This window comes from Edaphosphingomonas fennica, from assembly GCF_003034225.1.
Lineage (GTDB): Bacteria > Pseudomonadota > Alphaproteobacteria > Sphingomonadales > Sphingomonadaceae > Sphingomonas_E > Sphingomonas_E fennica.
Window position 1 is genome coordinate 84,703 of the sequence record NZ_PHHF01000023.1, and the last position, 12,763, is coordinate 97,465.

14 protein-coding genes and 1 pseudogene are annotated in these 12,763 nt (G+C 69.3%); 6 read left to right on the forward strand and 9 right to left on the reverse strand.

Translation table 11 applies throughout. From position 1 onward, the window contains the following. Nucleotides 1–78 precede the first annotated feature (78 nt). Entirely contained in the window at nucleotides 79–588 is a 510-nt protein-coding gene (gene secB / locus CV103_RS05625) for a protein-export chaperone SecB (RefSeq protein ID WP_015459758.1), read from the reverse strand. A gap of 170 nt (nucleotides 589–758) precedes the next feature. Between secB and CV103_RS05630 the strand changes: the two genes are divergently transcribed. The 4 genes from CV103_RS05630 (at nucleotide 759) to CV103_RS05645 (ending at nucleotide 5,071) form a co-directional block, all read left to right on the forward strand. Further along, nucleotides 759–1,406: a Tim44/TimA family putative adaptor protein gene (locus tag CV103_RS05630; RefSeq protein WP_107394238.1), complete on the forward strand. Its 648-nt coding sequence runs from the start codon at nucleotides 759–761 to the stop codon at nucleotides 1,404–1,406. After that, on the forward strand, nucleotides 1,403–2,716 hold the full coding sequence (mltA, locus tag CV103_RS05635) for a murein transglycosylase A (RefSeq protein WP_107394239.1): 1,314 nt from the start codon (nucleotides 1,403–1,405) through the stop codon (nucleotides 2,714–2,716). Before CV103_RS05630 ends, mltA begins: the two co-directional genes overlap by 4 nt. Continuing rightward, on the forward strand, nucleotides 2,691–3,242 hold the full coding sequence (locus CV103_RS05640) for a Smr/MutS family protein (protein ID WP_015459761.1): 552 nt from the start codon (nucleotides 2,691–2,693) through the stop codon (nucleotides 3,240–3,242). The genes mltA and CV103_RS05640 overlap by 26 nt, the downstream gene beginning before the upstream one ends. 137 nt (nucleotides 3,243–3,379) lie before the next feature. After that, nucleotides 3,380–5,071, forward strand: coding sequence for a putative bifunctional diguanylate cyclase/phosphodiesterase (locus CV103_RS05645; RefSeq protein ID WP_107394250.1), 1,692 nt, complete (start codon nucleotides 3,380–3,382; stop codon nucleotides 5,069–5,071). Between the two features lie 183 nt (nucleotides 5,072–5,254). On the opposite strand, the gene dapE is transcribed toward CV103_RS05645, so the two are convergent. Next, nucleotides 5,255–6,379, reverse strand: coding sequence for a succinyl-diaminopimelate desuccinylase (dapE, locus tag CV103_RS05650; protein ID WP_107394240.1), 1,125 nt, complete (start codon nucleotides 6,377–6,379; stop codon nucleotides 5,255–5,257). Nucleotides 6,380–6,428: 49 nt separating this feature from the next. Between dapE and CV103_RS05655 the strand changes: the two genes are divergently transcribed. Beyond that, the gene (locus tag CV103_RS05655; RefSeq protein ID WP_107394251.1) at nucleotides 6,429–6,878 is read left to right on the forward strand and encodes a cupin domain-containing protein; all 450 of its coding nucleotides are present in this window, start codon (nucleotides 6,429–6,431) and stop codon (nucleotides 6,876–6,878) included. 22 nt (nucleotides 6,879–6,900) lie between these two features. On the opposite strand, the gene CV103_RS05660 is transcribed toward CV103_RS05655, so the two are convergent. The 7 genes from CV103_RS05660 to CV103_RS05690 all read right to left on the reverse strand — a co-directional run bounded on the left by CV103_RS05660 (nucleotide 6,901) and on the right by CV103_RS05690 (nucleotide 11,501). Next, nucleotides 6,901–7,566, reverse strand: a complete 666-nt coding sequence (locus CV103_RS05660; RefSeq protein WP_107394241.1) for a glutathione S-transferase family protein — start codon at nucleotides 7,564–7,566, stop codon at nucleotides 6,901–6,903. Between the two features lie 203 nt (nucleotides 7,567–7,769). Further along, entirely contained in the window at nucleotides 7,770–8,438 is a 669-nt protein-coding gene (gene yihA, locus CV103_RS05665; protein WP_070933062.1) for a ribosome biogenesis GTP-binding protein YihA/YsxC, read from the reverse strand. After that, nucleotides 8,435–10,186 (reverse strand): membrane protein insertase YidC, encoded by a 1,752-nt coding sequence (gene yidC / locus CV103_RS05670; RefSeq protein WP_107394242.1) that lies wholly within the window; start codon nucleotides 10,184–10,186, stop codon nucleotides 8,435–8,437. Before yidC ends, yihA begins: the two co-directional genes overlap by 4 nt. Nucleotides 10,187–10,203: 17 nt before the next feature. Continuing rightward, nucleotides 10,204–10,416, reverse strand: a complete 213-nt coding sequence (gene yidD / locus CV103_RS05675; protein WP_015459768.1) for a membrane protein insertion efficiency factor YidD — start codon at nucleotides 10,414–10,416, stop codon at nucleotides 10,204–10,206. Next, the gene (rnpA, locus tag CV103_RS05680) at nucleotides 10,413–10,817 is read right to left on the reverse strand and encodes a ribonuclease P protein component (protein WP_051128848.1); all 405 of its coding nucleotides are present in this window, start codon (nucleotides 10,815–10,817) and stop codon (nucleotides 10,413–10,415) included. The genes yidD and rnpA overlap by 4 nt, the downstream gene beginning before the upstream one ends. After that, nucleotides 10,814–10,948, reverse strand: coding sequence for a 50S ribosomal protein L34 (gene rpmH / locus CV103_RS05685; protein WP_015459770.1), 135 nt, complete (start codon nucleotides 10,946–10,948; stop codon nucleotides 10,814–10,816). The genes rnpA and rpmH overlap by 4 nt, the downstream gene beginning before the upstream one ends. A gap of 88 nt (nucleotides 10,949–11,036) precedes the next feature. Further along, nucleotides 11,037–11,501 carry a hypothetical protein gene (locus CV103_RS05690; RefSeq protein WP_245896661.1) on the reverse strand — a complete coding sequence of 155 codons (465 nt, stop codon included), beginning with the start codon at nucleotides 11,499–11,501 and terminating at the stop codon, nucleotides 11,037–11,039. A gap of 54 nt (nucleotides 11,502–11,555) precedes the next feature. On the opposite strand from CV103_RS05690, the pseudogene CV103_RS05695 reads away from it, so the two are divergent. Beyond that, a pseudogene (locus CV103_RS05695) lies at nucleotides 11,556–12,566 on the forward strand (YifB family Mg chelatase-like AAA ATPase); the annotation flags it as partial. Nucleotides 12,567–12,763 lie beyond the last annotated feature (197 nt).

Sequence of the window (12,763 nt, forward strand, 5' to 3'; positions counted from 1 at the left end):
TTCATGGTCGCAAGCCTCGGGGCCGGCCGGCGGGCCGGCCCGGAAGGGACGGGGCCGGAAGCGCCGGCCCCGCGAACATCAGGCCTGGCCGGCCGGTTCGCCGGTGCCCAGCGCCTGCGCCTGGGCCTGCTGCTGAAGATAGAGCGCGCCGAAATCGATCGGCTCCAGCATCAGCGGCGGGAAATTGCCGTCGCGCACCGCATCGGCCAGCACGCGCCGGGCGAAGGGGAAGAGCAGGCGGGGCGCTTCGGCCAGCAGGAAGCCCTGGAGCTGGTCCTGCGGCACGTTGCGGATGCCGAACAGGCCGGCGAACAGCAGATCCGCCTTGAAGGCGACGCCCTGATCGGCGGCGGCGGTGACATCGATCTTCAGCGCCACTTCGTGCACGTCCTCGCCCAGCGTATCGGCGCGGATGTTGAACTGCACGTCGATCTGCGGCTGGCCCTGCCACTGATACACGGCCGGCGCGTTCGGATTCTCGAAAGACAGATCCTTCACATATTGGGCGATCAACGCCACCTGGGGCAGGTTGTCCTCGCCGTTGGCGAGCGTTTCGCCCATGTTCGCGATGCCTTCTTCTTCGGCCATCCGGATATGCCTTTTAATTGGGTGGAATGCGCCGCGCGACTAGCAGGCGGGGCGCGGGAGGGCAATGGCGCGCGCGGCGGACCGATGGCGGGACCGCGCCACCGAAAGCGCCATTTGAAACATGCGCGCCATATCCCTATGTAGCAACGGACAAGCGTAGCGGAGGTCCGGTGGAAACGATCATTATCCTGGCGTTGGTGTTCGTCTTCGTCGCGATGAGGCTCTACAGCGTCCTCGGTCGCCGCACGGGGCATGAACAGCCGATCGCCAAGCCGGTCGAAGCCCAGCCGAAGCCGGCCCCCATCGCGCGTTCCAGCAGCGACATGCCCTCGCAGCCCGTATCGGCCGAACCCGCGATCGACCCCCGCGCCAACGAGGGCATCCGGGCGATCGTCTCCGCCGATCCGAACTTCGACGTGACGTCCTTCCTGAACGGCGCGCAGGCGGCCTATCGCATGATCCTCGAAGCCTTCTGGAAGGGCGATACCGAGGAACTGTCCCGCTTCGTCGACGATGGCGTGCGCGAGGATTTCGCCGAGGCAATCCGCCAGCGCGAGGAAGCCGGCGAGGTGCTGGACAACCGCCTGATCTCGATCGAGCGCGCCGTGATCGAGCGCGCCCGCCTCGACGGCCAGATGGCGAGCGTGACGGTGCGCTTCGACGCGGACATCGCCGCCGTCACCCACGACCGCGAGGGCAATGTGATCGCCGGATCGCTTTCGGATGCGGTGCCCACGCATGACGTGTGGACGTTCAGCCGCCATGTCCGGGCCGACGATCCCAACTGGATCCTGATCGAAACCGACGAGGCGGCGTGACCCGCCTCGCATTAGGGGGCGCGCTGGCCGCGGCGCTGGCGCTGGCCGGCTGCGTGAGCCCGCAAGGGCCGCCCGCGCCCGTTTCCCGCCCGACCACGCCCACCGCCCCGCCGGCGGCCGGCGCGCCGGTTTCGAGCCCGCCGCTCGGACCCGTGCGGGCGCCGCGCGTGACCCTGCCGCCCGCGCCCGCGCCACTGGCCGCGCCGCCGGCGGGCGCCACCGCCCAGCAGCAGGGCGTCCGGCCGGGGCCGGCGGTGACGGCGCTCGGGATAAGCGACGCCGAGGCGCGATCCGCGCTGGCGGCGTTCCGCATCTCCTGCCGATCGCTCGTCCGCCGCACCGACAATAGCGGGCTGACCAGGGGAGCGGACTGGCAGCCGGCCTGCGACGCGGCGGCGAGCTGGCGGGATGGCGACGCGATCAATTTCTTCCCGCGTTATTTCGAGACCGCGATCGTCGGCGAGGGCAAGGCCTTCGCCACCGGCTATTACGAGCCCGAGATCAAGGGATCGCGCACGCGGCGCACCGGCTATGAGGTGCCGATCTATGGCCGGCCGGACGATCTGATCGAGGTCGACCTCGGCCTGTTCGCCGACGACCTCAAGGGCCGCCGGATTCGCGGCCAGGCCAAGGACGGCAAGCTGATCCGCTATCCCGATCGCGCCGCGATCGTGGGCGGGGCCATCGACGGCAGGGCGCCGGTGATCGCCTGGGCGGCGGACCCGATCGAATTCTTCTTCCTCCAGGTGCAGGGCTCCGGCCTCATCGACCTGCCCGATGGCGGGCGGATGCGCGTGGGCTACGACACGCAGAACGGCCGCGAATATACCGGGATCGGCGCGTTCATGCGCGATCGCGGCCTGCTGCAGCCCGGCCAGTCCTCCATGCAGGGGATCATGGCCACGCTGCGCGCCATGCCCGATGGCGGCGCCAGCATCATGAACGAAAACAAGAGCTTCGTTTTCTTCCGCGAGCTGTTCGGCCCCGGCCCGCTGGGGGCGCTGGGCCTGCCGGTGACGGGGCGGACCACGGTGGCGGCCGACCCCGCCTTCGTGCCGCTGGGCGCGCCGGTGTTCCTCGCGCTCGATCGGGTGGAGGCGACCGGGCTGTGGGTGGCGCAGGATACGGGCGGCGCGATCAAGGGCGCCAACCGGTTCGACACCTTCTGGGGCGCGGGCGAGGATGCCCGCCGTATCGCGGGCGGCATGTCCGGCCGGGGCAATGCCTGGCTGCTGCTGCCCAAGGGGAGCGTCGCCCGGCTGAACGCCGCGACCGTGACCGGCAATGGCGGGCCGACGCCTCGACGCTGAGGAGCGCGCGCTCTGGCGCAAGGTGACGGCGACGGTGCGTCCGCTCCACCCGGAGCGGCCGGCGCCGGCCGAAGCCGCCGCCGGATCGCCGCCCCCGGCCCCACCGCCCAAGCCGCTGCCGAAATCCAGGCAGGGCAGGGTCCCGCCGCCGCCACCGCCATCCCCGCGCGCGTCTGCCGCCGCCGAGCCTGCCGACACGCTGGACGGCGGGTGGGATAGGCGGCTGCGGCGGGGGATCGTGGCGCCCGATCGCACCATCGACCTCCATGGCCATACGCTGGCCGGTGCCCATGCCGCCCTGGAGGCCGCGCTTGCCGGCGCGATCGCCGCCGACGCCCGCGTGCTGCTGGTGGTGACGGGCCGGGCGCCCCGGCCGGGCGCGCCGGGGCGGGGGCTGATCCGCGCCGCGATCGGCGACTGGCTCGGCGCCTCGGGCTGGTCCTCGCGCATCGCCGCCGTCCGCGCCGCGCATCCCCGCCATGGCGGCGCGGGCGCGCTCTATGTGGTGCTGCGCCGCCGCCGCTGACCCCGCGACAACCGCCAGAAAAATCGTAAAATATGGTGCCCCGTTACAATTCATGGAGCATTCGTTAACGGATTCTGCTCCACAAGCCTGCTTTGCCCGGCGGTCGGGCGCTGGGGGAAGGGGCACGCATCGGCGCGATGGAGGGACTATCGCTCAAAAGCCGGGCCGTCGCCTTCGCCTTGTCCGCTGGTGCCGTGGTCTTCATCCTGGCGCTGTTCGCCGGAACCAGCGGATCGGTAAGCCAGCGGGAAATCGTGGGCGCGCTGCTGGTCGCCATCGTCTGCGGGGCGATGAGCTGGGCATCGGCCGAGCGCGCCATCGCCGGCGTGGCGGAAGGGGTGGACGTGCTGGCGCTGCGCATCCGCGCGGCGGCCGAGGGCGACCTGATATCGCCCACCCCGGAACGCGTGCGCGAAACGCTGCCCGAGCTGGCCGAGGCGATGGACCGGCTGTTCGGCCAGGTGCGCGCCAATTTCGACAGCGTCCACGCGCTCGCCATGTTCGATCCTGTGACCCAGCTCGCCAATCGCGTGAATTTCCGGCGTATGGCCGAACAGCTTCTCGCGCGGCGCGCGCCGGGGCAGATGGCGGCGCTGCTGTTCATCGACCTCGATCGCTTCAAATTCGTGAACGACAGCATGGGCCATGCCTGCGGCGACGAGGTGCTGGCGATGGTCGGCGGCCGCCTGCACCAGGTCGCGGCGCGGGCGAGGCAGGACATGGATGCCCAGGGCGCGGATGCACCGGCGATCGGCCGGCTGGCGGGGGACGAGTTCACGCTGCTTTTCCCGATGGTGCGCGACGCGGGGCATGCCGAACGCCTGGCGCGGCGCGCGCTGCACGTGCTGTCCGAACCGTTCGTGGTGGCCGGGCAGGCGGTGGATGTCGGCGCCTCGATCGGGCTGGCGATCGCCCCCGATCACGGCACCGATCTCGTCAGCCTGATGCGGGCGGCGGATATCGCCATGTATCATGCCAAGGCGCAGGGACGCCGGCAGGTGCAGCGATTCAACATGGTGCTGAACGACGCGGCCGAGGAACGGCTGCGGCTGGAACGCGACCTGCGCCGCGCGATCGAGGGGGGCGAGTTCGAGCTGGCCTTCCAGCCGCAGATGCGCATGTCCGGCGAGGTGGTGGCGGTCGAGGGGCTGCTGCGCTGGCGCCATCCCGAAGACGGCCTGCAGATGCCCGGCCGCTTCATCCAGGCGGCCGAGGATGGCGGGCTGATCCGCGAGATCGGCGACTGGGTGCTGGATCGGGCGCTGAAATCACTGGCGGGCTGGCGCGGGGCTGGACTGGGCCAGCGCATCGCCATCAACATCAGCCCGCGCCAGATGGCGCAGCCGGGCTTTTTCGACAGGCTGCGTTCGCTGATCGCCGAAAGCGGCGCCCCGGCCGAAGGGCTGGAGATAGAGATCACCGAGACGCTGGCGATGCAGGGCAGCGATGCGGTGCTGGCCGGCCTGCGCGATCTGCGCGCCGACGGCGTGGCGATCGCCATCGACGATTTCGGCACCGGCTATTCGAACCTCGCCCGGCTGAAGGACATGCCGATCGACCGGGTGAAGCTGGATCGCACCCTGATCCGCGACATCGCCGATTCGGCGGACGCGCGGACGCTGGTGCATTCGGTGGTCGCGCTGGTCCACGGCCTGGGTTTCCAGGCGGTGGCCGAAGGCGTGGAGAATCAGGGGCAGATGGACGTGCTGCGCGCCATCGGCTGCGATGCGGTGCAGGGCTATGCCGTCGCCCGGCCGATGGACGAGGCCGCCTTCCTCGCCTGGCTGGCCGGGCGGCGGGACGGCGGGCCGTTCCGGGCCATGGCCTAGGTGGCGCGGGGAAGCCGTATTCGTATCGGCGCCGATGGGCCGGCGCCGGGGCTTTCCGGCGGTGGCCTTTCCCTGACGTGATTCCCGCCTTCGCGGGAATGACGGAAAAGGGGAGCGCGTTCAGCCGATCAGGGCAACACCTGCGATTCCGAGCATGCGACGGGCGATGGCGGTGCCCGGCAGTCAGCCTTGCAGCGCGTGGGTGATGATGTCCGCGTAGATATCCGTCAGCGCGTGGAGGTCCGCCACGGCGACCGCTTCGTCCAGCTTGTGCATGGTGGCGTTGCACAGGCCGAATTCCACCACCGGGCAGAGGCGGGAGAGGAAGCGGGCGTCGGATGTGCCGCCGCTGGTGGAAAGCTCCGCCTCCAGGCCCGTCGCGCGGTGGATCGCATCGGTGACGAGGGTGGAAAGCCGGCCCGGCTCGGTGAGGAAGGCCTCGCCCGAGATCCTGGCCTCCACCGTGCCGCGCGGCGCGTGGCGGGCGACGACCTGCCGGACATGCTCCACCAGATCGGCGCCGCGATGCGCATCGTTGAAGCGGATGTTGAGGCGGGCGCGGGCGACGCCGGGGATGATGTTGGTCGCCGGATTGCCGATCGCGATATCGGTTATTTCCAGATTGGAGGGCTGGAACCAGCGATTGCCGGTGTCGAGCGTCCAGCCATCCAGCTCGTTCAGGATACGGATCAGGCGGGGGGCGGGGTTATCGGCGAGATGGGGGTAGGCGACATGGCCCTGCGTGCCCGGCACCTCGATCCACATGTTCACCGATCCGCGCCGGCCGATCTTGATGGTATCGCCCAGGCGGTGGGCGGACGTCGGCTCACCCACCAGGCATAGGTCGGGGCGGATGCCGCGCTCCTCCATCCACGCCATCAGCGCCAGCGTGCCGTGGGTTGCGGGGCCTTCCTCGTCGCCGGTGATGATGAGGCTCAGCGTGCCCTGATGATCGGGGATGCGCGCGGCGGCGGCGATGAAGGCGGCGACGGCGCCCTTCATGTCCACCGCGCCGCGCCCGTGGAGCAGATCGCCCCGGATGACGGGGGTGAAGGGATCGGTCCCCCAGCCGGGGCCGGCGGGAACCACGTCGCTATGGCCGGCGAAGGCGAAATGCGGGCCGCCCTGGCCGCGCGTGGCGAAAAGGTTGCGCACCGGCCCGTCGGGCGCGTCGCCCGCCCAGAAGCTGTGGACGGTGAAGCCGATTGCCTCCAGCGCCTCGGCGATCACGTCGATCGCGCCCGCATCCTCGGGTGTGACGCTGGGGCAGGCGATGAGGCGGCTGGCAAGGGCGACGGGATCGATCATGATCGTTCGCCTAGCGGCAAGCCACGGCTTTGCCTATCCTCCGCCGATCATGCCGAAGATCGATCTTGCCGCCATCCCGGCCACCAACCGCACCGGATATCCCGAGCCCTATGCGCGGGACGTGGCCGGGCGATGGTATCGCCGGCTGGGCATCGCGGCGGGGCTGGGCGATTTCGGCGTCACCCATGTCCGGCTCGATCCGGGGGCTTGGTCCAGCCAGCGCCACTGGCATGAGGGGGAGGACGAGTTCGTCGTGATCCTTTCGGGCGAGGCGGTGCTCGTCGAGGAAGGGCGCCGCACGCCGATGCGGGCCGGGGATTGCGCCGCCTTCCCCAAGGGGCAGGCCGATGGCCATCATCTGATCAACGAGGGCGACGCGCCCTGCCTGCTCGTTGCGATCGGCCGGGCTTCGCAGACCGACTGCCATTATCCCGATATCGACCTGCACCTCAACGGTGCGACGCAGAGCTATCGCCACAGGGACGGGCGCCCCTGGTGAAGGCGGGCGCGCGAACGAAGCTTCAGAGGACCGGCAGCTCGAACTTCTCGATCACCCAGGGTTCGGCATAGGCGCCTTCCAGCCAGGCGGTGACGAAGGGATGTTCCAGCACCGCCTCCATATAGGGGTGGGCGAAGCGGGGGACGGGGATCGAATAGGTGATGAAGCGGGTGATGACCGGCGCGAACATGATGTCGACCGCGCCGAACTCGCCGAACAGGAAGGGGCCGGTGCCGCCGTAGCGGGCGCGGGCCTCCGCCCAGAGCTGGACGATGCGCATCACATCCTGGACGGTGCCTTCGCTCAGCTCGCGCGGGGGGAAGCGCTTGCGGACATTCATCGAATGTTCGCGGCGCAGGCTGGCGAAGCTGGAATGCATCTCCGCCGCCATCGACCGGGCCATGGCGCGGGCGCCGTCATCCGCGGGCCAGAAACGATCGCGGCCGACCTTTTCCGCCAGATATTCGATGATAGCCAGGCTGTCCCACACCACGACATCGCCGTCCCACAGGATCGGCACCTTGCCGGAGGAGGGGGCGAATTCGTCGCCTTCGCGGCGCTTGTCCCAATCGTCGTCATAAAGGGGGACGACGATCTCCTCGAAATCCAGGCTCGACTGCCTGACGGCGAGCCAGCCGCGCATGGACCAGGAGGAATAAGCCTTGTTGCCGATGAAGAGCTTGAGCATTCCGATTCCGTCGTTTCCCGCGAAGGTCGGCCCCTCCCTGCGGCATCGGGCGCCGAAAGGGAAGGGCGGGCGGGCCGGCCGGTTGTGCCGGCAGGTCGACGGGTGATCGCGCCGGGGCGCTTGCGTGGCGCCGGCGCGTTGCTTTTCCGCCCTTCCCGCCCGCGCGGGCGCGGCGCGCCTTCATGGGAAAGGGCGCAAAGCCCTTAGAGAACGGCCTCCAGCACGGCGGCGCGCAGTTCGGCGATGCCGAGCCCGGTTTCGCTGGAGGTGGCGAGGATTTCCGGGTGGGCGGCGACATGGGTGCGGGCCTCGGCCGCCGTCCGTTCGGTGACGGCGGTGAGCTCGGTAGCCTTGACCTTGTCCGCCTTGGTGAGGACGAGGCGGTAGGAGACGGCGGCCTCGTCCAGCATCTTCATCACCTCGCGATCGACATCCTTGATGCCGTGGCGGCTGTCGATCAGCACCAGCGCGCGCTTCAGCACCGCGCGGCCGCGCAGATAATCGTTCACCAGGAAACGCCACTTGCGGACGATATCCTTGGGCGCCTTGGCGAAGCCATAGCCCGGCATGTCGACGAGGCGGAGGCGGAGCGGCTCGCCCACGTCGAAGAAGTTCAGTTCCTGCGTGCGGCCCGGCGTGTTGGACGTGCGCGCCAGCCCGTTGCGGTTGGTGAGCGCGTTCAGCAGCGAGGACTTGCCCACGTTCGACCGGCCGGCGAACGCCACTTCCGGCGCCGCCGGATCCGGCAGGAACTGGAGCGACGGCGCCGACTTGAGGAAGGCGATCGGCCCGGCGAAGAGCCGGCGCGCATCCTCGATCAGCTGGGCGGCCGCTTCCTCGGTTCCGGGCGTGGGGCCGGCCGCGCCGTTCATGCCTTGCCCGCCTGCGCGCGCAGCGTGGGATGGCGGCTGTAGAGCCACTTCTGCTGCGCGATGGTGAGCAGGTTCGAGACCGTCCAGTAGAGCTGGAGGCCGGCCGCGAACGGCGCCATGATGAACATGAAGATCCACGGCATGATCGAGAAGACCTGCTGCTGCACCGGATCGGTGGCGGTGGGGTTCAGCTTGAACTGCAGCCACATGGTGATGCCCAGCAGAATCGGCAGCACGCCGATCGCCAGGAAGCCCGGCGGCGTGAAATCGAGCAGGCCGAACAGGTTGAGCGGCGTCATCGGATCGGGCGCGGACAGATCCTTGATCCAGGCGACGAAGGGCTGGTGCCGCATCTCGATCGTCAGCATCAGCACCTTGTAGAGCGCATAGAAGATCGGGATCTGCAGCAGGATCGGCAGGCAGCCCGCGAGCGGATTGACCTTCTCCTTCTGGTAGAGGGCCAGCAGCTCCTGCTGCAGCTTCTGCTTGTCGTCCTTATGCTTTTCCTGAAGCTCCTTCATCTTCGGTTGGACGGCGCGCATCGCCGCCATCGAGGCGAACTGCTTCTGCGCGATCGGGAACATCAGCCCGCGCACGATGCAGGTGAGCAGGATGATCGCCACGCCGAAATTGCCGACCAGCTTGAACAGCCAGTCCAGCACGTTGAAGATCGGCTTTTCGAACCAGATGAACCAGCCCCAGTCGATCGCCCGATCGAAATTGGCGAAGCCCTGATTCTTCTTATAGGCATCGAGGACGGTGACTTCCTTGGCGCCCGCGAAGAAGTGCGAGGTGGAACGCGCCACCCGGTTCTGCGGCACGATCACCGGCGCGGCCGAGAAATCGGCCTGGTAGCGATCGCCTTCGCCCTTGCGGAAGTTCGCGTCGATCGTCTTCGCCGGATCGGGGATGATCGTGGTCAGCCAATATTTGTCGGTGAAGCCCAGCCAGCCGCCCTTGCTGGAGAAGCTGTTGGTGCCGGCCTGCGCGGTGGTGCCGCCGATGCGGGCGAAGAAGCCCGGTTCCTGCCCGTCGAGATTGGCAAAGTTCACGTCGTAGTTGGTGGCGCCGTTGAAGGTGCCGATCGGCCCGGTATGCGCCGTCCAGGTCGACGGGTCCTTGCTGTGGCCGGTGCGGCTGACCAGCGACCAAGGCCGGACCGAGATGGCGTTGCCGGAAAGGTTGGCGACGCTCTGTTCGATGGTGAACAGGTAATTTTCGTCCACGGAGAGCTTGATGGTGAAGAGCTGGCCCTGATCGTTGCGCCAGGTGAGCGTGACCGGCTTGCCGGGGGCGAGCAGGCTGTCCTGCGTCTGCCACAGCGTCTGGTCGTTGGGCGTCGTCACCCCGTCGCCGGCGAAGCCGAAGGCGGCGAAGTAGGCATCGGCCGTGCCGCTGGGCGAAAGCAGGCGGACGGGCGGCGAATCCTTGGCGATCGTCTCGCGATAGGTGGCGAGCACGAGATCGTCGATGCGGGCGCCCCTGAGGTTGATCGAACCCCGGAGGCGCGGCGTATCGATGACGATGCGCGGGCTATCCTTCAGCACCACTTCGCGCGCGCGGATGGCGGCAGGCGCATCGGCGGCGGGCGTCGCGCCCGGCGCGGGGAGCGGCACCGACTTGCCCTTCACGATCTTCGTCGCCGGCGGATTGGCCGGCGGGAAGAAATGATTTGCCACGATCGGCCAGCCGAACAGCACCAGCAGCGACAATACGCATGCCAGCACCACGTTGCGCCAATTCTCCACGGATCAAGCTCCCGAATTCAAGGTACTGGATCGATGCCCGATCCCCCCCAGGGGTGGCATCTCAGGATTCGTCTGGCGGCCAGCCAGCCGCCCTTCAGCGCCCCATAGCGCTGGATGGCCTCGATAGCATAGGCCGAACATGACGGATGATAGCGGCATGATGGCGGCAGCACCGCCGAAGGCCCCCATTGCCAGGCGCGCGCCACGAGGATGAGGAGGCGGGCGATCATCGGCGCCCGCCCGATCGCGGCGGCCGCGGCGCGGCCGGGGATGCGGCGCCCGAACGGACCCTGGCGAGCGCCTTGGCCAGTTCGCGGCGGAGATCGGCGAAAGGGCGTTCGATACCGCCGGCCCGGCCGATCAGGACATGATCGGCGCCCGGCACGCCTTCCGACGGCAGCAATTCCGCCGCAAGCGCGCGAAAGCGCCGTTTCATCCGGTTGCGGATGACGGCGCCGCCGATCTTCTTGGTGACGGTGTAGCCGACGCGAATCGCTTCCGATCCGTCGCCGCGCGGGCGCACCAGCAGGACGAAGCCCGGCATGGGCGCCCGAAGGCCGCCATTCGCGGCCAGGAAATCGGCGCGCCGGCTGAGCGTGGTCAGTCCGGCGCCGCCCTTCGGCCCGTTCAGGCCGAAAGCGTCTTGCGGCCGCGGGCGCGGCGCGCCGCCAGGACCTTGCGCCCGCCCGGCGTCGCCGAACGCGAGCGGAAGCCGTGACGACGCTTGCGCACAAGGCGGCTCGGCTGGAAGGTGCGCTTCATCGGTCATTCCCTATCGATCAGAAACCAAAAGGGCCGCCCATGGGACGGCCGCTGTCGGTGGCGCGGATATAAGGGGCGGCCGGGAAAGTCAATCCATATCGGCGGCGGACGGGCCGTTCGCCGCCCTGAGCTTGGCCCTCGCCTTGGCGATCTTGTCGCGCCGGCGCGCGCTCTTGCGGCGCAGCCCCCAGTCCGCCCAGGCGCCATGTTTCGGCCAGCGCCGCTTGAAGGCGACATAGCGCTTCTTGGCCCAGAGCGAGTTGCGCAGCATCAGCCCGAGGCCCAGCGCGAAGACCAATATGCCCCCCGGCCCCGGCAGCAGGCCGACGACGGGCGCCAGCGCCACGAGCACGCAGCCCAGCGCGAAGAGGCCGATTCGGACATGCTCGTTACGGCCGAGCGCCTTCCACCAGCGGACGATATCCATGGGGAAAAGATGGGGTGCGCCGCTGGCGGCCACAAGGCGGCGAACGCCGATGATCGACGGAAAGCCGGCGGATGCCGACAAACCGCCGGCGAATCGGGAGAGAGCGGCGGGCGGCTCGACTCGCATGGCGGGGCGTGCTTAGAACAGGCGGGGAACATCGGGGCAGGGGGGCTCTTCCGCATGGTGGCGCACGTCGCGACGGTGGCGTTTCTGGGTCTGGAGGCGCGCGCCGTGGAGGTGCAGGTGCAGGTTGCGCCGGGCGTTCCGGCCTTCGTCGTGGTGGGCCTGCCCGACAAGGCGGTGGCCGAAAGCCGCGAACGGGTGCGCGCGGCACTCGCCGCGATCGGGCTGGCCCTGCCGCCGCGCCGGATAACCGTGAACCTTTCGCCGGCCGATCTGCCCAAGGAGGGATCGCATTACGACCTGCCGATCGCGCTGGGCCTGCTGGGCGCGATGGGGGTGATCGATGCCGAGACGCTGGCTTCCTATCTGGTGGTGGGCGAACTGGGGCTGGACGGGCGGGTGGCGCCTTCGCCCGGCGTGCTGCTGGCGGCGATCCATGCCTCTTCGCGCGGGCTGGGGCTGATCTGCCCGGCGGCGCAGGGGCCGGAGGCGGCCTGGGCGGGGACGATCGAGGTGCTGGGCGCGCCGGACCTGATCGCGCTGCTCAACCATTTCAAGGGCAGCCTGCCATTGGCCGCGCCGGAGCCGGGCATGATGGAGGAGCCGGCCGGCGGGCCGGACCTTGCGCAGGTGAAGGGGCAGGAAACCGCCAAGCGCGCGCTGGAGATCGCTGCGGCCGGCGGCCATAATCTGCTGATGAGCGGCCCGCCCGGATCGGGCAAGTCGCTGATGGCCGCCTGCCTGCCGGGGATATTGCCCGAGCTGACCCCCGCCGAGGCGCTGGAGGTATCGATGGTGGCGAGCGTGGCCGGCGAGTTGCGCGAGGGCCGGCTGGTCCGGCGGCGGCCCTATCGCAGCCCGCATCACTCCGCATCGATGGCCGCGCTGGTCGGGGGCGGCCTGCGGGTGCGGCCGGGCGAGGTGAGCCTGGCGCATCTGGGCGTGCTGTTCCTCGACGAGCTGCCGGAATTCCAGCGCGGGGTGCTCGATTCGCTGCGCCAGCCCCTGGAGACCGGCACCGTATCGGTGGCGCGGGCCAATGCGCATGTGACCTTTCCGGCGCGCGTCCATCCTGCGACGCACGTAGACAAAATCCTAACGCGCGCTGAGATAGGGCAGCCTAATGGCTCAAACTGCGATCATATACGCCCGCTTTTCCTCCACTGAGCAAAGCAAGGGCTACAGCCTAGGGTCGGGACCCATAAACAGGATTCCCTTGGCGTCGGGAATGTGATTCATATGTGGACGCCCCCTTGGCAAGGGCA